Here is a 17,917-nt window from a genome sequence, read left to right as displayed (position 1 = left end):
TTTGACGGCTTGCCAAGAATTATCGGAATTTGGCGACAAGATGCCGCGCAACGAGGAGAAATGACCCATGACCGGCAAAATCAGCGCGCTTGATCTTGGCCAGGGAGAGCTGAGCGAGGCGACAAAAACCTATTTCGCCAAATGCGAGGAGAAGCTCGGCCTCGTCCCCAACGTGCTCAGGGCCTATGCCTTCGACGACAAGAAGCTGCGCGCCTTCACCGACATGTACAACGATTTGATGCTGGGTGAGTCCGGCCTGTCGAAGCTGGAGCGCGAAATGATCGCGGTCGCCGTCTCCTCGATCAACCACTGCTATTATTGCCTGACCGCGCATGGCGCGGCGGTGCGCCAGCTCTCCGGCGATCCGGCGCTCGGCGAAATGATGGTGATGAATTTCCGCGCCGCCGATCTTTCGCCCAGGCAGACGGCAATGCTCGAATTCGCCGTCAAGCTGACGCAAGAGCCGGCCAAGATCGTCGAGGCCGACCGGGCCGCGCTGCGTCAGGCCGGCTTCACCGATCGCGACATCTGGGACATCGCCTCGACCGCTGCCTTCTTCAACATGTCGAACCGCGTGGCTGCGGCAATCGATATGCGGCCGAACGACGAATACCACGCCATGGCAAGGTGACGGATTGCGGCAGGGGCCAGACCGGGGCGTTATATTAGCAGTGTCGCATTCTCGTTGCTTGTTTGCCGGTTTGGTCCGATGATCGGCAGGCGGCATGACCGCATGCCGGTTCGATGCCGCTCACCAAGGGAGGAGAACATGGCGAAGTATCTCTACGTCTATCATGGCTCGGGCAAGATGCCGACCGACGAGGCCGAGCGGAAGGCCGCAATGGACGCCTGGAACGGCTGGTACGGCAAGCTCGGCTCGGCCGTGGTCGACGGCGGCAATCCGGTCGGCATGTCGAAGATGGTGCTGCCCGGCGGCAAGGTCGAGAACAATGGCGGCAGCAATCCGGCCGCCGGCTACACGATCGTCGAAGCGAAAGACATCGACGATGCCGTCGCCAAGGCCAAGGACTGCCCGATCCTGATGAACCCGGCCTTCAGCATCGAGATCGCGCCGATCATTGAAGTGATGTGACGCGCCGGCTCAGGACCGCGTCGCTATGGCGGCCGCCGCACCGGCCATCGTCGTGGCGCTGATGCGATTGGCGATCTTCATGGCGCGCTTGCTCTTCAAAAGCTTGCGCGCCTGTGATGCGGCGAGCACCCAGGCGAGATCGATGGCGACCAGCACCACGGCCATGGTCGCCGTCAGCTCGACCCAGCCGACGATGCTGACCGAAGCGAGGTCGATGATGGTCGGCAGCAGCGCCAGGTAGAACATCATGATCTTGGGATTGCCGAGCGTCACCGCCATGCCGGCGAAGAACAGTTTTATCGCCGAATCCTCGCGCGGCATCTCGCCCTCTTTTGCATCGACAGGCGCGGTCCACATCTTCCAGGCGAGGTAAGCGAGATAGGCAACGCCGACCCATTTCACCACGACGAAGGCGAAATGGAAGGTCTGCGCCACGACAGCCAGCCCGAACACCGCCAGCGATAGCCAGATGCCCTCGCCGATCCACATGGCGAGCAGGAACGGGAACACGTCGCGAAACCCTTTCGAGATGACGCGGGCGACAAGCGCCGCGATCGATGGCCCGGGCGAGCCCGCGGCAACGAACAGAGCGGCGGCGAAAATCAGGAGCGAGGTGGGGTGCATAACCGGGTCTCTGGTTGAAAACCTTCGATTTCGGATATTAACGCAAGTGGCTCGGCTGCGGTAGCACCGACAAAAGACCCTTGTCGGTCCGGCATGTCGCGGCTAGAAAGGCCATCGCGAAACAATTTTGAGCTTCACTTTGCCTACGTAACCGCCGGTCTCGCCAACTCCCCCGACACACTGCATGACACCGCATTTGCGGTATCTGTTTTCATTTTCATGTGTTCTTCTGGGCGGCGGTTCGAGACCGGTTTGGCACTGCTGAACCGTTGTTGCGCGCTGCCGCCCGTGACATCCGATTTCCAATCATAGCAAGCGACCGCCACGCCGCGCCCGCATGGGCATCTCGACATCGCCGGCCTGATGAACTTCCCGACGGGAAGGGCTTATCGGCATGTCTGGACTTCTGCGTATCCACTGGGCAATCGCACCCCAGACCGCACCTCGACCGCTCATCAATTGCAACCGCTGCGGCACCGTGAGGGCCTATTGCAGCAGCGGAAAGTTCCGCGTCAACGCCAATGGCAAACGCATCGACGTGTGGCTGATCTATCGCTGCATCGACTGCGACAATTCCTGGAATTTCGGCATTTTCGAACGCTGCAACCGCCGCGACATCGACCCGGCGCTGCTGGCGGCGCTCGAAAGCAACGATCCTGCACTCGCTCACCGTCATGCCTTCGATGCGGTGGCGTTGCGCAACCGGATCGGGCGCGTCGAGGAGTTCTCCGATGTCAGCGTTCACAAGCGCAGGCTCGGCGACACCAGGGAAGCCGCGACCGTGTTGGAACTCCAGCTCGGGCTCGAAATGCCGACATCGCTGCGGCTCGACCGGCTGCTCGCAAGCGAACTCTGCATCTCGCGATCACGGCTTCAGGCGCTGGAGGAGAAGCGGCTGCTCATCGTTGACCCGGATGGAGCAAAGGCCCTGCGCAAGCCGGCCCGTGCGGGAAACACGATCCGCATCGATCTGGCCGGCGAGGCCGATCGGCAGGCCATCATCGCGGCTGCCGGTGGATGAACGAAAAAGGGGCGGAACACTGGTTGCTCCGCCCCTCTCGATTATCGGAAAACAGAGAGCTTACGCCGCGCCGACCACCTTGGACGACTTCTCGAACCGCTTGCGCTCGTTCGGATCGAGATAGAGCTTGCGCAGTCGAATGGTCTTCGGCGTCACTTCGACCAGCTCGTCGTCCTGGATCCAGGCCAGCGCGCGTTCCAGCGTCATGCGGATCGGCGGGGTCAGCTTGACCGCCTCGTCCTTGCCGGCGGCACGGATGTTGGTCAGCTTCTTGCCCTTGAGCACGTTCACTTCAAGGTCATTGTCGCGGCTATGGATGCCGATGATCATGCCCTGATACACCTTGACGCCCGGATCGATGACCATCGGGCCGCGATCTTCCAGGTTCCACATGGCGTAGGCGACCGATTCGCCCTGTTCGTTGGAAATCAGCACGCCATTGGTGCGGCCTGGCAGCTCGCCCTTGTAGGGCTCATAGGCATGGAAAAGCCGGTTCATCACGGCGGTGCCGCGCGTGTCGGTCAAAAGCTCCGACTGGTAGCCGATCAGGCCACGGGTCGGCGCATGGAAGACAATGCGCTGACGATTGCCGCCGGATGGGCGCAGTTCGACCATCTCGGCCTTGCGCTCGGACATCTTCTGCACGACGACGCCGGCATGCTCCTCGTCGACGTCGATGACGACTTCTTCGACCGGCTCCAGCAATTCGCCATTCTCGCCCTTCTGCATGACGACGCGCGGACGCGACACGGCGATTTCAAAGCCTTCGCGCCGCATCGTCTCGATCAGCACGGCCAGCTGCAATTCGCCGCGGCCGGAGACGAAGAACGAATCCTTGTCAGGCGATTCCTCGATCTTCAGCGCGACATTGCCTTCGGCTTCGCGCAGCAGGCGGTCGCGGATGACGCGGCTGGTCACCTTGTCGCCTTCGGTGCCGGCCAGCGGACTGTCGTTGACCAGGAACGACATGGTCACGGTCGGCGGATCGATCGGCTGCGCATGCAGCGGTTCGCTCACGCTCGGGTCGCAGAACGTGTCCGCGACGGTGCCCTTCGACAAGCCGGCAATGGCGACGATGTCGCCCGCCTGCGCTTCTTCGATCGGCTGGCGCTCAAGGCCGCGGAAGGCCAGTATCTTGGAAATACGGCCGGTTTCGATCTGGGTACCGTCATGGTGCAGCACCTTGACCGGCTGGTTGGCCTTCAGCGTGCCGCTCTCGATGCGGCCGGTGATGATGCGGCCGAGAAACGGATTGGCTTCCAGGATGGTGCCGATCATGCGGAACGGACCGGGATGAACGGTCGGCTCCGGCACATGCTTGATGACGAGGTCGAACAGCGGCGCCAACTGCTGGTCCTTCGGTCCTTCCGGATTTTCCGAAACCCAGCCATCGCGGCCTGAGCCGTACAGAATCGGGAAGTCGAGCTGCTCGTCGGTGGCGTCGAGCGCTGCGAAGAGGTCGAACACCTCGTTGACCACCTCGACATGACGGGCGTCCGGGCGATCGATCTTGTTGATGACGACGATCGGCTTCAGGCCGACCTTGAGCGCCTTGCCGACGACGAATTTGGTCTGCGGCATCGGCCCTTCGGCGGCATCGACCAGCACGATGGCTGAGTCCACCATCGACAGGATGCGTTCGACCTCGCCACCGAAATCGGCGTGGCCGGGGGTGTCGACGATGTTGATGCGGGTATCCTTCCAGTCGACCGAGGTCGCTTTGGCCAGGATGGTGATGCCGCGCTCCTTTTCGAGGTCGTTGGAATCCATGGCGCGCTCGGCCACGCGCTGATTGTCTCGGAAGGAGCCGGACTGCTTCAAAAGCTGGTCGACCAGGGTGGTCTTTCCATGGTCGACGTGCGCGATGATCGCGATATTACGGATTTTCATGTTCTGGTCTCGGAAGCGTTGCAGGCAGCAGGCCAAAAGGCGCTGCCTCTTTCGGTTGCGCGGCTCATACAGGGTTTTTCGCAGTTGCGAAAGAGGAGGCGCGTCACCAAATACTCATCAAATCTTAAGCATCTGCGTGTGAGATGATTTTGTTAACCAAGGCGGGAACCCCTCGGGGCCCGGGCAGTTCGAACGTCATGACCGATAAACTCAACCGATTCTGGCCGCTCATCGCCTCTGTTGCCTTCGCCGTCCTGCTGGCGGCCAACGCCGCGCAGTCGGCCGCGACGACGAAGGAATCACGGCCTGCCTTGCCGTCAGAGGCACAGTCGGCCGAGCAGATTTTCGCCGACGCGCCCGACGGCGTCGACCCGGTGGTGACCGGCCCGGTCAGCGCCGCCTTCAAGCAGCGGCAGGACGCCGCCAACTGCGACAGCGCCGTCTGGCCGAATATCCCCATGGTCTGCTACCCGGACTAAGGCATCGCGCGCCCTAGACGCGCGCGACACCTTTCCATCAGCGCGCGCTTATGCCGACCGCACCGGGTCGAGCGTCACCTTGTAGAGTTCATTGTCGTCGCGATCCATCAGCCGCACCGTCATCTGCTCGCTGGCGCCTGAAATATCGACCAGCCCGAAGAATTGCAGACCTGCCGAGGGCGGCAGGTTCTGTCCCTGTTCGGCGGTCGGCGCCTTGATGAACTTCAGCTCCGGACCGAACGTCATGTCGAAATCGTTCGGCCCGAACGTTCCGGCATGGATCGGACCCGAAACGAATTCCCAGAACGGATTGAAATCCTGGAACTGCGCCTTGTCCGGGTTGTAATAATGCGCGGCCGTGTAATGCACGTCGGCGGTGAGCCAGACGGTGTTGCTGATGCCGGCATTCTTGATGAAGCGCAGCAGGTCGGCGATCTCGAGCTCACGCCCTTTTGGCAAGCCATTGTCGCCATTGCTGACTGCTTCGGCACCAACCTTCTTGGTGCCGTCGTCCCAGACGACGAGGCCGAGCGGCATGTCGGCGGCGATGATTTTCCAGGTCGCCTTCGAATTCGCCAGTTCGCGCTTCAGCCATTTCGTCTGCTGTTCGCCGAGCATGCGCGATTGCGGCGTCATCTCATCCTGCATGTCGGGACCATTGGGGCCGCGATAGGAGCGCATGTCGAGGAAGAACACGTCGAGCAGCGGCCCGTAGGCGATCTTGCGATAGACGCGGCCGGGCTCGGAAGGTTCGTAGCGGATCGTCGTCATCTCGTGGAAAGCCCGCGCCGCACGGGCCGCCAGCACGTGGATGGATTTTTCCGAATAGCGGCTGTCGGCGCTGAGATCCTTCGAATCCGACCAGTTGTTCAGGACTTCATGGTCGTCCCACTGGTAGAAAGTCGGGCAGATGGCGCTGAGGCCGAGCACGTTCCTGTCCATCATGTTGTACTTCCACTGGTCCCGGTATTCGTCCAGCGTCTCGGCAACCTTGCGTTTGCCGTCGATCAGCACGACGTTCTTCCACTTGCCGCCGCCGGGCAGGTCGACCTCGTCCTTCATGGCGCCGTCGGCATAGATGGTGTCGCCCGAATGCAGGAAGAAGTCGGGCGTGTGCTTGCCGATCGTGGCGTAGGTCTTCATGCCGGTCTCATCGATGCCCCAGCCCTGGCCGGCGGTGTCGCCCGACCAGGCAAAGCGGATGTCGCGCTTCGAGGCCGGCGCCGTCCTGAAGCGCCCGGTGATCGGCTCGGAAACGGCGTTGATGTCGGCGAGATCGGCTGCCGTCATGCGATAGAAGATATCCTGGTCCGAAGCGAGGTCGGTGAGCAGCCGCTTGACGGTGTAGTCGCTGGCCGGCGACGTATCGAGCGACGCCAGGCGTGTCGCATTGACGAAATTCTCCGTCGACGACACTTCGAACATGACGCGCGACGGGCGATCGGTGCGCGTCCACACCATGCCGCTGGTTGCGTCGACATCGCCGGACTGGACGCCATGGGTGAAGGCCGGCCGCTGACTGGCGCGCGAATAGTAGGGCAGCGCCAGGCTCGAGACGCCAGCCAGGCCAACGGCGCTGGCGGAGGTGACGAAAGCGCGGCGAGTCATCGAAAGCTTGTTCACGGCTGTCTCCTGGATGGCTTGAACGGTGCCACCAAAATCCAGCGTCAATGTTTCAGGGACATCTCGGGATCATGAAGTTTTTCTGACGATCAACAGGCGGGTGGGCGTTTGCGCGGACGGCGAAGCTGCCGATCTTCCTCCGTGTGGGGGAGATGGCAGCTTGGCCGGTAGCGTCTCTCCCTACGCCGCCTGCGGCTCCGGCTCGAATGCCGGCTTGCTGGTGTTGATCAGCAGCGAGATACAGGCAGCGGCTATTGCCGTCATGCCGGCGATCAGGAAGGCCAGTTCGTAATTGCCCTGCAACTCGCGCATGGTGCCACCGAAGGCGGCGGCGGTCGCCGCACCGATCTGGTGGCCGGCGACGATCCAGCCGAACACGATCGGCCCACTGCGATCGCCGAACGCCTCATTGGCGAGCCTCAGAGTCGGGGGCACGGTGGCGATCCAGTCGAGACCGTAGAGCACGGCGAAGATGATCAGGCTGGTCGCTGAGAAGCCGGAATAGGGCAGGTAGATCAGCGACAGGCCACGGATGCCGTAATAGACGCCGAGCAGCTTGCGCGGGTCGAAACGGTCGGTGAGCCAGCCCGACAATGTCGTGCCGATCAGATCGAAAATGCCCATCATCGACAGCAGGCCGGCGGCCTGCACCTCGCCGATGCCCATGTCGCCGCAAAACGCGATCAGATGCGTGCCGACCAGCCCGTTGGTGGTGAAGCCGCAGACGAAGAAGGTGGCGAACAGATACCAGAACACCCGCGTGCCGGCAGCACGGCGCAGCGTCGAGAAGGTATGCGCCAGAAAGTTGCCCTGTGACGCAGGCGGCGTCGGCGGCACATCGTCAGCCTCGGCGCCATAGCGCACCATGCCGATCGATGCCGGCCGCTCCGGCACCAGCAGCCAGACCAGCGGTATCAGGGCAGCGGTCGCGATCGCGACCGCAATGACAACCGGCTGCCAGCCGCCCGACTGTGCCAGAGCGGCGATCAGCGGCAGGAACACCAGCATGCCCGAGGCACTGGAGGCCGACATCAATCCCATGACAAGGCCGCGATTGGTCTTGAACCAGCGATTGACGATGGTCGCGCCGAGCACGCTGGCGACGGCACCGGAACCAATGCCCGAGAACACGCCCCAGGTGATGAACAGATGCCACGGCTTGGTCATCAGCAGGCTGAGCATGGTCGAGCCCGACATCACCACCAGCGAGGCGAGCAGCGTGCGGCGCAGCCCGATGCGCTCCATCAGGGCTGCGGCAAATGGCCCCGTCAAACCGTAAAGCAGAATGCCGACACCGGCGGCCAGGGAGATGATGTCGCGGCGCCAGCCGAAACTGTTCTCGAGTGGCAGCATCATGACCGAGGGTGCGGAGCGCAGGCCAGCCGCGACCAGCAGGCTGAGGAAGATGACGCCGACCACGACGAAAGCGTAGCGCTGGCCAAAGGGGCGAGATTGAGTTATCATGTTACTGACCGGTACGTTGCAGGGTGGGAACATGTATACGTACCGATCGGTAACATTGTCAATCGAGTCACACGATGCCAACCGACAAAAATATTGAACTGACCATCAGCGACGGTCATGCATCCGCTCCGCCGAAAGCCGCCAAGAAGATCCTCGATGTGGCCTATGACCTGTTCTACCGGCGCGGCATCAGGGCGATCGGCGTCGACGAGATCGTCAAGCGTGCCGGCGTCACCAAGCCCAGCCTCTACCGCAGCTTTCCGTCCAAGGACGAACTGGCCGCTTCCTATCTCAGGCAATATGACCGTGAATACTGGGAGCGCTTCGACGAAGCGGTCGCCGCTCATCCCGGCGACCCGCGCGCTCAGATCAAGGCTTTCCTGACCCGCATCGGCAAGCGCACGCAGGTGGCGGACTATCGCGGCTGCGGCATGACCAATGCGGCGGTCGAATATCCCGACCACAGCCATCCGGCCCGCGTGGTCAGCGAGGCCAACAAGCAGGAACTGCGCCGCCGGCTGCGCGCCATGGCGGCTGCGATGGGCGCGCAAGACCCAGACACGCTCGGCGACGGCCTGCTGCTGCTGATCGAGGGCGCCTATATCAGCGGCCAGTTGTTCGGCCTCGGCGGTCCGGCGCAAGCGGTTGCCCGCAATGCCGACCTGCTGATCGAAGCCAGCTTGAAGAAATAGCGTTTGGCGCTACGCTGCGGCGGCTTGCAACGGAGATTGACCGCCATGCGTGCCATTCTGATCCCGCTTGTCCTGGTCGGTCTCGGTCAGGCGGCGCAAGCCGACGGCATTTCCAGCGCCTACACCGATCTGGATTCGAAAACGGACTGCGTGACCTACGCGCAGGCAGAAGAAGGCGACGGCGACTGGGCCGAACTCGCCTGTTCAGGCTATCGCGGCTATCCCGTACTGATCGCCTATGACGACGCCCGTGAATCGCTGTTCTACGGTTTTCCGCCCGGCGGCGACATGACGACGGTCTGGGAAAGCTTTTCCGGCTTCAATTCGTCCGGAGCCAAAGTCGAATGGCGCATCGAAACCAAGGGCGACACGGCAGTGCCCTATGCCGCCATCCATCGCCGCTCGATCAGCAATCCCGAGGACGAGAAAAAGCCGACCGAGGTGCTGCTCGTCGCCAAGGTCGGCCAGATGGACGCCCGCGACGGCTGCACCGTCGGCCTGGTGCTGGCCACCGACAATCCCGCCGCCAACGACCAGGCGCGCAAGCTTGCCGACGACAAGGCACGCACCTTCGCCTGCGGCAAGGACAGACACACCGTCATCGGCAAAGTGCCGGCCTTCGGCCGGGTCGACAACTGACGGATCGGGCTACTTGCTCGCCTTGGCCCGCTCGATCGCGTCGACGATCATCTTCTTGGCGTATTTGGAATCGTGCCAGCCTTCGATCTTGACCCATTTGCCGGGCTCGAGATCCTTGTAGTGCTCGAAGAAGTGCTGCACCTGCTGGCGCGTAATGTCGGGCAGCTGAGTGTATTCGGTGACATTCTCGTAACGCAGCGTCAGTTTTGGCGACGGCACGGCGATGATCTTCTCATCCTGGCCGGCATTGTCTTCCATGATCAGCACGCCGATCGGCCGCACGTTGATGACGCAGCCCGGCACCAGCGCGCGCGTGTTGCAGACCAGCACGTCGATCGGATCGCCGTCGCCCGACAGCGTGTGCGGCACGAAGCCGTAATTGCCGGGGTAGCGCATCGAGGTGTGCAGGAAGCGGTCGACGAACAGCGTGCCGGCCTCCTTGTCCATCTCGTACTTGATCGGCTCGCCGCCGATCGGCACCTCGATGATGACGTTGACGTCCTCAGGCGGATTCTTTCCGCTGGCTATGGCTTCAATGCGCATGGCTTAAATCCCTCTCTCGATGGACGATCGATAGCGGGCGGCGCGTCATGGTGCAATGCGGCGAATGGTGCTGGGTGCGAATGGAACGCCCAATTGCCGAAAGGCCGGGTTGTCATTCCCAGACGAAAGCGACCTTCTTCAGCGCCTTTTGCTCGAAGATCTCGACGCCCTCGGCGACATCGCGGCCACCGGCGCCGGCATAGAAGGCAAGCGCGTTCTGGTTGTCCTCCAGCGCCCACACGACCATGCCTTTCAGCCCGTGATCGGCCAGCCGCGCCTTGGCCGCCGAAAACAGGCGGCTGCCGAGCCCGATGCCCTGATATTCCGGGCGCAGGTACAATTCGTAGATTTCGCCCTGCTGGCGCAGTTCACGGGCGCGGTTCTTGCCGATCGTCGCATAGCCGGCGATCTTGCCGCCGATTTCGACGACCAGAACGGTGGCGGCGCGGCGAATCGCATTCGCCCACCAGTCGGCGCCACGGCGGTTGATCATCGATGTCAGGGTCCGGTGCGGAATGATGCCGGAATAGGCGCCGCGCCAGGCCTCCAGATGCACCTCGGCGATGGCACTGGCATCGCGCGGGTCGGCTTTCCGGATGTCGATCGTCAGCGTATTCATGATTTGTTAACCATAAACCCGCATCGCCCGATTGCAAGGGTCCGGGCCGCCAGCCGGCTGCTTTCTCACAGGCGATCACCGCCCTGGTGAGGGGCCTTCAAGACTTCTGTGGAAAGGCTCAAATCTCGACGAGATGGTCGTCGAGCTCGTTGCTGTCGCCCGCAGTGACCGGGAAATGCTCGGCCAGCACCGCACCCACCAACTCGATCGCCTTGACGAAGCCGTCGGCAAGCCGGTCGTCGCCGGCATGCGCGGTAAGGTCGCGCACGACGCCGTCCCAGACATGCTGGCCGACCTTGGCGTCGATACCCGAATCGGCAACCACCTCGGCATAGCGCTCGGCGATCGAGACGAAGACCAGCACGCCGGTGCGCGCCGTGGTGCGGTGGACGTTGCGGGCGAGGAACTGCTTGATCGCGTTGGCGTGCGCCGCCTGGTAGCGCAGCCGCCTCGGCACCAGGTGGATGCGCATACCAGGCAGCGCCCACAACAAGGCCAGCACGCAGGCAAGCGCCAGGAGCTGGGCGAGGACGAAATGCGGCAGCCGGATCGACAGCCACCAGGCCTCCAGACCGTAGCCGACCGCCAGGCTGACGAACAGCATGCACACGGTCGCCATGAAGGCGGCCGGGAAGAAATAGCCGTCGCTGGCATGCGCCACGACACAGTAGATTTCGCCGTCGGTTTTCTCCTCGGCGGAGTGGATCGCGGTTGCGATGCGCTCATGATCCTGCGGGCTGATTGGTCGTGTTGCCATGATCTGTCTCACCAGCTTCCTGAAGAACCGCCACCACCCGACGAGCCGCCGCCACCGGAAAATCCGCCACCGCCGCTTGACCCCGAAGACCAGCCGCTGCCCGACGACGAACCGGTTGTCCAGCCAGTGCCCGAGTACCCGCTCGGCCCGCGGCCATAACGAAACGTCATGCCCAGCCATTTGTACACGCCCGGCGACAGTTTCGTGCCGAACATCGGCGGCAGGAACGCCATCGCCATCCCGCCGAAGAACATCGTCGCCCACAGGATCAGGAACACGGCAAAGATCGGATCGATGGACGTGCCGTCATCGGCGGGATTGCGCTTGCCCCGCGCTTCCAGTTCTTCGGGATTGCCCTCCAGCACCATGACCATGTCATCGACGGCTTTGCTGATGCCGCCGGAGAAGTCCCCGGCGCGGAAGGCCGGCACCATGTCATTTTCGATGATCAGCTTGGTGTGCAGGTCGGTCAGCGTGCCTTCCAGCCCATAACCGACCTCGATGCGCATCTTGCGGTCGTTCGGGGCAACCAGCAGCAGCACGCCATTGTTCTCGCCCGCCTGGCCAAGTTTCCAGAAGCGGAACAGCCGGTTGGCGTAAGGCTCGATCTCCTCGCCATCGAGGCTGGGAATCGTCGCGACGACGATCTGGTCGGAGCCTTTCGTCTCGAAATCGGCGAGTTTTTGGGTCAGCGCCGCCCTGGTCGCGGCGTCGATGATGCCGGCATTGTCGACGACACGGCCGGTCAGCGCCGGCAGGTCGGCCGCGTAGGCCATGACGCAGGAGAACAGCACGACCGCAGCAATCAGGACGGCCGAGGCGAGGCGGTCGCGTTTCGACAGGCTGATGCTGGATACCATCATGCCATCACCAGCTTCCCGACGAGCCGCCGCCGCCGGACGAACCGCCGCCGCCGGAAAAGCCTCCACCGCTGCTTGACCCCGAAGACCAGCCGCCGCCGGAACTCCCCGACGACCAGCCGCCACTGGAGGATCGCCGGCTTGGCTCGAAGGTCATGCCAAGCCAGCGGTAGCGGCCGGGGCCAAGCTTCTGGCCGAAGATCGGCGGCAGCACGGAAGCCGCAATGCTGCCGAAGAAGATGATCGCCCAGATGCTGATGAAGACGGCGAAGAACAGGTCGTCGGAATCGAAAGGCGCTTGCTGGTTGCGCTCGCCGCGCGCCTCCAGCTCCGCCGGATTGCCTTCCAGCACCATGACCATGTCGTCGACGGCCTTGCTGATACCGCCCGAGAAGTCCCCGGCGCGGAAGGCCGGCACCATGTCATTCTCGATGATCAGCTTGGTGTGCAGGTCGGTCAGCGTGCCTTCCAGCCCATAGCCGACCTCGATGCGCATCTTGCGGTCGTTCGGGGCCACCAGCAGCAGGACGCCATTGTTTTCCTTCGCCTGGCCGAGCTTCCAGAAGCGGAACAGCCGGTTGGCGTAAGGCTCGATCTCCTCGCCATCGAGGCTGGGGATCGTCGCGACGACGATCTGGTCGGAGCCTTTTGTCTCGAAATCGGCGAGTTTTTGGGTCAGCGCCGCCTTGGTCGCGGCGTCGATGATGCCGGCATTGTCGACGACACGGCCGGTCAGCGCCGGGAGATCGGCCGCGAGGGCGGTGAAGGGGAGGAAGAGGAGGCTTAGAAGAGCGAAAAGGAACCCTAGGCTTGCGTTCCGGAGCGCCCCCCTCTGCCCTGCCGGGCATCTCCCCCTCAAGTGGGGAGATTGGCCGCCATCTCCACTTTCACCAATTTTCAACGTCGCAAGATGGGCGTCAGCGCCGAAGCTGCCAATCTCCCCCCTTGAGGGGGAGATGTCCGGTAGGACAGAGGGGGGTGTTTGCACGCCAGCAGCCCGTCATTTCGCGGGATTTATTCCGATGACAGTGGACGTTCACCCGCCCTGCTTCGTGCCGAAATCGACCTTCGGCGGCTGCATCTTGTCTTCGGCGACGGTGAAATTGGCGAAGGGCTCGTTGCCGCGGAACCAGAAGGTCGCCCACAGCACCGAGGGGAACGTCCTCAGCGTCAGATTGTAGTCCCTGACCGCCTGGATGTAATCGCGCCGCGACACCGCGATGCGGTTCTCGGTGCCTTCGAGCTGCGCCTGCAGCGCCAGGAAGTTCTGATTGGCCTTGAGGTCGGGATAGGCCTCCGAGACCGCGATCAGCCGCGACAGCGCGCTGGTCAGCCCCGCCTGGGCATCCTGAAACTTCTTGAGGGCTTCGGGATCCTTCAGCGTTTCCGGTGTTACCGTGATCTGCGTTGCCTTGGCGCGCGCCTCGACCACCGCGTCGAGCGTATCCTTTTCATGCGAGGCATAGCCCTTGACCGTCTCGACCAGGTTGGGGATGAGGTCGGCGCGGCGCTGATACTGGTTCAGCACCTCGCTCCATGCCGCCCTGGCATTTTCTTCCGCCGTCGGGATGGTGTTATAGCCGCAGCCTGCAAGCAGCGGCAACACGATCGCCATCATCAGGAAGGCGGGCAGCGTGCGGAACGTGGACGGCAAGGCAAGGCGCTGGGCAAACATGATGGGGGTCCCTCGGTAGAAGTTGCACGCGAAGCATTACCACAATCAGCGCGCAAGAAAACCGCCCGCGCCGGCAGCCCCTCGCCTGGCACGCCCGGTGCCGCTGCAAGGCTCTGTGATTGGCCGTGCGAACGCGATAAGGTCCGGCAAAACGGGACATCATCATGGCGGAACGCCAGGACAGCGACAAGGAATCGCGCCGTATCCTCGAGCGCATTGCGCGCGAGACGGATCCGGCCGGCAACTCGTTTGTAGCGCGGGCAGCGAAAGGCATGCACGATCACGTCATCGCGGCCGATGCCGATCGTGCCGATCCGATCGAAGTCTGGGGCACCCGCTTTGGCCGCACGCTGGGCCTGCTGCTGGCGCTGGGCCTGATGGTCTGGCTCGTGCTTTACGTCATCCGGGGCAGTTAGGAATCAAACGACAATGAGCGCCGAACAAACCGACGCGCCGCGTGCGGTCATCGTCATTTCCAGCCATGTCGCGCGTGGCTCGGTCGGCAACCGTGCTGCCGTCTTTGCGCTGGAGACCCTGGGTTTCCCGGTCTGGGCGGTGCCGACCGTCATCTTGCCCTGGCATCCCGGCCATGGGCGCGCGACGCGCATCGTGCCGCCGCTCGACGAGTTCAAGGCTCTGATGGCCGATCTCGAGCGGGCGCCATGGCTGGGTGAGGTCGGCGCCGTGCTGTCCGGCTATCTCGGCGAGGCGGGCCAGGCCGAGGCCGTCGCCTCGCTGGTCGCCGCGGTCAAGGCAAGGACGCCCGGCGCCGTCTATATCTGCGATCCGGTGATGGGTGATTCGGGCGGCCTCTATGTGCCCGAACCGACCGCCATCGCCATGCGCGACCGGCTGATGCCGATCGCCGACATAGCCACCCCTAACCGCTACGAACTGGAATGGATGGCCGGCGCCGCGTTGCCAGACATGAAATCGGTGATCGCGGCGGCGCTGCACGCCGGACCATCGACCATGCTGGTCACCTCGGCGCCGTCGATGATGAAGGGCGGCACCGGCAACCTCCTGCTCGATAACAGCCAGGCGCTGCTCGCCGAACATCGCCTGATCGACAAGCCGCCGAATGGCCTGGGCGATCTGACGGCGGCCGTTTACCTGGCACGCATCCTGTCCGGCCAGCCACCGATCAAGGCGCTGCAATCGACGACGGCGGCGGTCTACGAGATCCTGGCACGCACCGCCAAGCGCGGCGGCGACGAACTGCAGCTCGAAACCGATGCGCAGAGCCTGTCGCATCCGATGGCGATGGTCCAGCTTCGCCACCTCACACATCCAGGGCGGGGCCGCCGGGCGTGACATCGACTGAGGCCGTACTTGTCGGCGTCGATGGCTGCAAGGCCGGCTGGATCGCCGTCCGACGAACTTTTGGCATGGCACCGTCGGTCGGTGTCTTTGCAACCTTCACTGCCCTGCTCGCATCCCTTCCCGAAGACGCTGTCATCGCCGTCGACATGCCGATCGGCCTGCCCGGCTTTTCGGGCAAGGGCGGTCGCGGCCCCGAAGCGCTGGTGCGGCCGCTGCTCGGGGCACGCCAGTCCAGTGTCTTCTCGATCCCGTCCCGTGCCGCGCTCTATGCCGACACCAACGGCTTCACCACCATCGAAGCCTGGTATGCCGCGCACGTCAGGGCAAGCGCGGTGGCCCTGACCACATCCGATCCGCCGCGCGGCGTCTCGATCCAGGCGTTCGGCATTTTTGCCGAGATCCGCGAGATCGACGCCCTGCTGATCGCGCGGCCCGATTTGCGCAGCCGCGTGTTTGAATCGCACCCGGAAGTCGCTTTCTGCCGCTTGAACGGCAATCAAGCCATGCAACTGCCGAAGAAGATCAAGGGCAGCATCAATCCGGCCGGCATGGCGGAACGCAAGGCGCTGCTCTGCCGGCACGGCTATGATAAGGGCTTTCTCGACCAGCCGCCGCCCCGCGGTGCCGCCGCTGATGACTTCCTCGACGCAGCCGCGATGACGCTGATCGCCGGTCGCATCGTCGGCGGTGAGGCGCGGCCGTTTCCCGACCCGCCGGGCCGCGACAGCTTTGGCATTCCCGTCGCCATCTGGGCGTGACGCTGTTGGCCACGGTTGCGCTCGATGCATGGCATTTCTAGCCAGCCCTCATAATTCTGCATTGCTCGCGACCGGCTTTTGCCGCTAGAGCCTCTCTAGACCGCAACGAGCTGCCGCATCCAACCCGGAAAGGCTCCAGACGCCGCCCATGTCCCATCTCCCTGAACATCTTCTCGCCGGCTATCGCAATTTCATGAATGGCCGCTATCTCACCGAGAGCGGGCGCTATCGCGATCTCGCTCGCGAAGGCCAGGCGCCGGAGACGATGATCGTCGCCTGCTGCGATTCGCGTTCGGCGCCCGAGGCGATCTTCGACGCTGGGCCGGGCGAACTCTTCGTTCTGCGCAATGTCGGCAATCTGGTGCCGCCCTATGCACCCGACGGCGAGTTCCATTCGACCTCGGCGGCGCTTGAATTCGCCGTACAGAGCCTCAAGGTCAAGAACATCGTCGTCATGGGCCATGGCCGCTGCGGCGGCATCCGGGCGGCGCTCGACAGCAATTCCGCGCCGCTGTCGCCGGGCGACTTCATCGGCAAGTGGATGAGCCTGATCGCGCCGGCGGCCGAAACCGTCTCCTCCAGCACCTTCATGACCGCCTCGGAGCGCCAGACCGCGCTGGAGCGCATCTCGATCCGCTATTCCATCGCCAACCTCAGAACCTTTCCCTGCGTCTCGATTCTCGAAGGCAAGGGACGGCTGTCGCTGCATGGGGCCTGGTTCGATATCTCGACCGGCGAACTCTGGACGATGAACAAGGAGACTGGCGATTTCGAACGGCCGGAACTGGGATGAACGCGGCGGCGCGCAAGCTGGTGAACATCAGGTCGGTCGCTTTCGTGGCGGCCGCACTGCTGCTGGCGATTATTGCCGCCCGCGCCGATGATCGTGCCCTCATCAGCCGCTGGTATTCGGCGCTGCTGGTCGCCGACCGCACGGAACTGTCCGACCTGCTCGCCGACGATGTCCGCATCAAGCTGGACGACCTCGGCATCGTGCAAAGCAAGCAGGAATTCATCGCTTCGATCGACGAATGGAAAGGTGCCGTTGCCGGTGCTGCGATCCGGCACCGGATCGAGAAAAGCGAAGGCGGCGTCACCACGGTGGTCGCCTGCTACGATTTCCCCAACAACGACATGCTGATGCAGGAAACTTTCGCGGTCACCGACAACCGCATCACCGCCAGTTCACAAGCGGCGATCGCCGAAAACTGCGACGGCTTTTGAGGGCGATATCGGCCAAATCCGCATATTGCGGGTCCGCCGGCCGCGCCCTACATCGGGTACGACCCACCTGCCTGCTTCACCAACGAAAGACTGTCCATGCCTTCCACGAAAGCCGTCGACCTCGCCGCCCATCCGCTGACCGCGTGGCAGGGGCCGCTCGGCCTGCCCGATTTCACGCGCATTGGCGACGGCGACTTCTCCCCGGTCTTCGACGCGGCGCTGAAGGCGCACGAGGCCGAGATCGAGGCGATCGCCGGCAACAAGGATGCGCCGACCGTCGAGAACACGCTTGCCGCGCTGGAACTCGGCGGCGAAGCGCTCGATCGTGTCTCGTCGATCTTCTGGTGCCGCGCCGGCGCCTACACCAACGAGACGATCCAGGCGCTGGAGCGCGACATCTCGCCGAAAATGTCCAGGCATTTCTCGGCGATTTCAATGAATGAGCGGCTGTTTGCCCGCATCGACGATCTCTACCAGCGCCGCGAGAGCCTGAAGCTCGACGCCGAGACCCTGCGGGTACTGGAAAAGACTTGGAAGGGCTTCGTCCGTTCCGGCGCCAAGCTTGACGCCGACGGCAAGAAGCGGCTGGCAAGCATCAGCGAGGAATTGTCCTCGCTCGGCACGGCTTTCGGC

General features: G+C 63.4%; 21 protein-coding genes and 1 pseudogene. 12 read left to right on the top strand and 10 right to left on the bottom strand.

Features of this window, described 5'->3' with window-relative positions:
- Positions 1 to 67 precede the first annotated feature (67 nt).
- On the top strand, positions 68 to 631 hold the full coding sequence (locus tag EN949_RS15315) for a peroxidase-related enzyme (RefSeq protein ID WP_127365865.1): 564 nt from the start codon (positions 68 to 70) through the stop codon (positions 629 to 631).
- 138 nt (positions 632 to 769) lie between these two features.
- On the top strand, positions 770 to 1,093 hold the full coding sequence (locus EN949_RS15310) for a hypothetical protein (protein WP_127365866.1): 324 nt from the start codon (positions 770 to 772) through the stop codon (positions 1,091 to 1,093).
- A 9-nt stretch (positions 1,094 to 1,102) separates the two neighbouring features.
- On the opposite strand, the gene EN949_RS15305 is transcribed toward EN949_RS15310, so the two are convergent.
- Positions 1,103 to 1,717, bottom strand: coding sequence for a LysE family translocator (locus EN949_RS15305; protein WP_024504201.1), 615 nt, complete (start codon positions 1,715 to 1,717; stop codon positions 1,103 to 1,105).
- A 394-nt stretch (positions 1,718 to 2,111) separates the two neighbouring features.
- Here EN949_RS15305 and EN949_RS15300 point away from each other — a divergent pair, with 394 nt between their 5' ends.
- On the top strand, positions 2,112 to 2,738 hold the full coding sequence (locus EN949_RS15300; protein ID WP_063169468.1) for a DUF1062 domain-containing protein: 627 nt from the start codon (positions 2,112 to 2,114) through the stop codon (positions 2,736 to 2,738).
- 60 nt (positions 2,739 to 2,798) lie between these two features.
- On the opposite strand, the gene typA is transcribed toward EN949_RS15300, so the two are convergent.
- Positions 2,799 to 4,628 carry a translational GTPase TypA gene (gene typA / locus EN949_RS15295; RefSeq protein WP_013529003.1) on the bottom strand — a complete coding sequence of 610 codons (1,830 nt, stop codon included), beginning with the start codon at positions 4,626 to 4,628 and terminating at the stop codon, positions 2,799 to 2,801.
- Positions 4,629 to 4,825: 197 nt separating this feature from the next.
- On the opposite strand from typA, the gene EN949_RS15290 reads away from it, so the two are divergent.
- Positions 4,826 to 5,107: a hypothetical protein gene (locus EN949_RS15290; RefSeq protein WP_224618852.1), complete on the top strand. Its 282-nt coding sequence runs from the start codon at positions 4,826 to 4,828 to the stop codon at positions 5,105 to 5,107.
- 48 nt (positions 5,108 to 5,155) lie between these two features.
- Here the strand turns inward: EN949_RS15290 and EN949_RS15285 are convergent, their stop codons facing one another.
- Positions 5,156 to 6,730, bottom strand: a complete 1,575-nt coding sequence (locus EN949_RS15285; RefSeq protein ID WP_127365548.1) for an alkaline phosphatase — start codon at positions 6,728 to 6,730, stop codon at positions 5,156 to 5,158.
- Positions 6,731 to 6,910: 180 nt separating this feature from the next.
- A complete protein-coding gene (locus tag EN949_RS15280) occupies positions 6,911 to 8,194 on the bottom strand; it encodes an MFS transporter (RefSeq protein ID WP_024504198.1) in 1,284 nt (427 codons plus the stop codon).
- Positions 8,195 to 8,268: 74 nt separating this feature from the next.
- Here EN949_RS15280 and EN949_RS15275 point away from each other — a divergent pair, with 74 nt between their 5' ends.
- Positions 8,269 to 8,886, top strand: a complete 618-nt coding sequence (locus tag EN949_RS15275; RefSeq protein WP_013528999.1) for a TetR/AcrR family transcriptional regulator — start codon at positions 8,269 to 8,271, stop codon at positions 8,884 to 8,886.
- Positions 8,887 to 8,931: 45 nt separating this feature from the next.
- Positions 8,932 to 9,525, top strand: coding sequence for a hypothetical protein (locus tag EN949_RS15270; RefSeq protein WP_127365547.1), 594 nt, complete (start codon positions 8,932 to 8,934; stop codon positions 9,523 to 9,525).
- Positions 9,526 to 9,534: 9 nt separating this feature from the next.
- Here the strand turns inward: EN949_RS15270 and ppa are convergent, their stop codons facing one another.
- From ppa to EN949_RS15235, 6 genes are all read right to left on the bottom strand, one after another.
- On the bottom strand, positions 9,535 to 10,068 hold the full coding sequence (ppa, locus tag EN949_RS15265; RefSeq protein WP_013528997.1) for an inorganic diphosphatase: 534 nt from the start codon (positions 10,066 to 10,068) through the stop codon (positions 9,535 to 9,537).
- A gap of 112 nt (positions 10,069 to 10,180) precedes the next feature.
- A complete protein-coding gene (locus EN949_RS15260; protein ID WP_013528996.1) occupies positions 10,181 to 10,687 on the bottom strand; it encodes a GNAT family N-acetyltransferase in 507 nt (168 codons plus the stop codon).
- A gap of 118 nt (positions 10,688 to 10,805) precedes the next feature.
- Positions 10,806 to 11,444 carry a TPM domain-containing protein gene (locus EN949_RS15255; protein ID WP_127365546.1) on the bottom strand — a complete coding sequence of 213 codons (639 nt, stop codon included), beginning with the start codon at positions 11,442 to 11,444 and terminating at the stop codon, positions 10,806 to 10,808.
- An 8-nt stretch (positions 11,445 to 11,452) separates the two neighbouring features.
- Positions 11,453 to 12,307, bottom strand: coding sequence for a YgcG family protein (locus EN949_RS15250; protein ID WP_063169472.1), 855 nt, complete (start codon positions 12,305 to 12,307; stop codon positions 11,453 to 11,455).
- Between the two features lie 4 nt (positions 12,308 to 12,311).
- Positions 12,312 to 13,163, bottom strand: coding sequence for a YgcG family protein (locus EN949_RS15245; protein ID WP_063169473.1), 852 nt, complete (start codon positions 13,161 to 13,163; stop codon positions 12,312 to 12,314).
- Positions 13,164 to 13,340: 177 nt separating this feature from the next.
- Complete coding sequence (locus EN949_RS15235; RefSeq protein WP_024504707.1) at positions 13,341 to 13,979, bottom strand: LemA family protein; 639 nt, start codon at positions 13,977 to 13,979, stop codon at positions 13,341 to 13,343.
- Positions 13,980 to 14,143: 164 nt separating this feature from the next.
- Here EN949_RS15235 and EN949_RS15230 point away from each other — a divergent pair, with 164 nt between their 5' ends.
- The 6 genes and pseudogenes from EN949_RS15230 to EN949_RS15205 all read left to right on the top strand — a co-directional run.
- On the top strand, positions 14,144 to 14,395 hold the full coding sequence (locus tag EN949_RS15230; RefSeq protein ID WP_063169474.1) for a hypothetical protein: 252 nt from the start codon (positions 14,144 to 14,146) through the stop codon (positions 14,393 to 14,395).
- 13 nt (positions 14,396 to 14,408) lie between these two features.
- Positions 14,409 to 15,293, top strand: coding sequence for a pyridoxal kinase PdxY (pdxY, locus tag EN949_RS15225; RefSeq protein ID WP_127365545.1), 885 nt, complete (start codon positions 14,409 to 14,411; stop codon positions 15,291 to 15,293).
- Positions 15,290 to 16,060: a DUF429 domain-containing protein gene (locus EN949_RS15220; RefSeq protein WP_127365544.1), complete on the top strand. Its 771-nt coding sequence runs from the start codon at positions 15,290 to 15,292 to the stop codon at positions 16,058 to 16,060. The genes pdxY and EN949_RS15220 overlap by 4 nt, the downstream gene beginning before the upstream one ends.
- A gap of 148 nt (positions 16,061 to 16,208) precedes the next feature.
- Positions 16,209 to 16,853: a carbonic anhydrase gene (locus tag EN949_RS15215; RefSeq protein ID WP_027037320.1), complete on the top strand. Its 645-nt coding sequence runs from the start codon at positions 16,209 to 16,211 to the stop codon at positions 16,851 to 16,853.
- On the top strand, positions 16,850 to 17,284 hold the full coding sequence (locus EN949_RS15210) for a hypothetical protein (protein ID WP_013528987.1): 435 nt from the start codon (positions 16,850 to 16,852) through the stop codon (positions 17,282 to 17,284). The genes EN949_RS15215 and EN949_RS15210 overlap by 4 nt, the downstream gene beginning before the upstream one ends.
- Positions 17,285 to 17,380: 96 nt before the next feature.
- Positions 17,381 to 17,917 (top strand): annotated as a pseudogene (locus EN949_RS15205) (peptidase M3); the annotation flags it as partial.

This window comes from Mesorhizobium sp. M7A.F.Ca.US.007.01.2.1 (assembly GCF_003998165.1).
GTDB classification, from domain to species: Bacteria; Pseudomonadota; Alphaproteobacteria; order Rhizobiales; family Rhizobiaceae; genus Mesorhizobium; species Mesorhizobium ciceri.
Note: the sequence above shows the minus strand (reverse complement) of the source record. Positions and strands in the feature narration are given on the sequence as shown.

Coding starts and splice junctions, on each gene's coding strand:
- EN949_RS15300 (WP_063169468.1), top strand. CDS start 2,112: ATGTCTGGACTTCTGCGTATCCACTGGGCAATCGCACCCCAGACCGCA.
- EN949_RS15230 (WP_063169474.1), top strand. CDS start 14,144: ATGGCGGAACGCCAGGACAGCGACAAGGAATCGCGCCGTATCCTCGAG.
- EN949_RS15270 (WP_127365547.1), top strand. CDS start 8,932: ATGCGTGCCATTCTGATCCCGCTTGTCCTGGTCGGTCTCGGTCAGGCG.
- EN949_RS15315 (WP_127365865.1), top strand. CDS start 68: ATGACCGGCAAAATCAGCGCGCTTGATCTTGGCCAGGGAGAGCTGAGC.
- EN949_RS15210 (WP_013528987.1), top strand. CDS start 16,850: ATGAACGCGGCGGCGCGCAAGCTGGTGAACATCAGGTCGGTCGCTTTC.
- EN949_RS15260 (WP_013528996.1), bottom strand. CDS start 10,687: ATGAATACGCTGACGATCGACATCCGGAAAGCCGACCCGCGCGATGCC.
- EN949_RS15255 (WP_127365546.1), bottom strand. CDS start 11,444: ATGGCAACACGACCAATCAGCCCGCAGGATCATGAGCGCATCGCAACC.
- pdxY (WP_127365545.1), top strand. CDS start 14,409: ATGAGCGCCGAACAAACCGACGCGCCGCGTGCGGTCATCGTCATTTCC.
- EN949_RS15290 (WP_224618852.1), top strand. CDS start 4,826: ATGACCGATAAACTCAACCGATTCTGGCCGCTCATCGCCTCTGTTGCC.
- EN949_RS15305 (WP_024504201.1), bottom strand. CDS start 1,717: ATGCACCCCACCTCGCTCCTGATTTTCGCCGCCGCTCTGTTCGTTGCC.
- EN949_RS15310 (WP_127365866.1), top strand. CDS start 770: ATGGCGAAGTATCTCTACGTCTATCATGGCTCGGGCAAGATGCCGACC.
- EN949_RS15280 (WP_024504198.1), bottom strand. CDS start 8,194: ATGATAACTCAATCTCGCCCCTTTGGCCAGCGCTACGCTTTCGTCGTG.
- typA (WP_013529003.1), bottom strand. CDS start 4,628: ATGAAAATCCGTAATATCGCGATCATCGCGCACGTCGACCATGGAAAG.
- EN949_RS15215 (WP_027037320.1), top strand. CDS start 16,209: ATGTCCCATCTCCCTGAACATCTTCTCGCCGGCTATCGCAATTTCATG.
- EN949_RS15275 (WP_013528999.1), top strand. CDS start 8,269: ATGCCAACCGACAAAAATATTGAACTGACCATCAGCGACGGTCATGCA.
- EN949_RS15250 (WP_063169472.1), bottom strand. CDS start 12,307: ATGATGGTATCCAGCATCAGCCTGTCGAAACGCGACCGCCTCGCCTCG.
- EN949_RS15235 (WP_024504707.1), bottom strand. CDS start 13,979: ATGTTTGCCCAGCGCCTTGCCTTGCCGTCCACGTTCCGCACGCTGCCC.
- ppa (WP_013528997.1), bottom strand. CDS start 10,068: ATGCGCATTGAAGCCATAGCCAGCGGAAAGAATCCGCCTGAGGACGTC.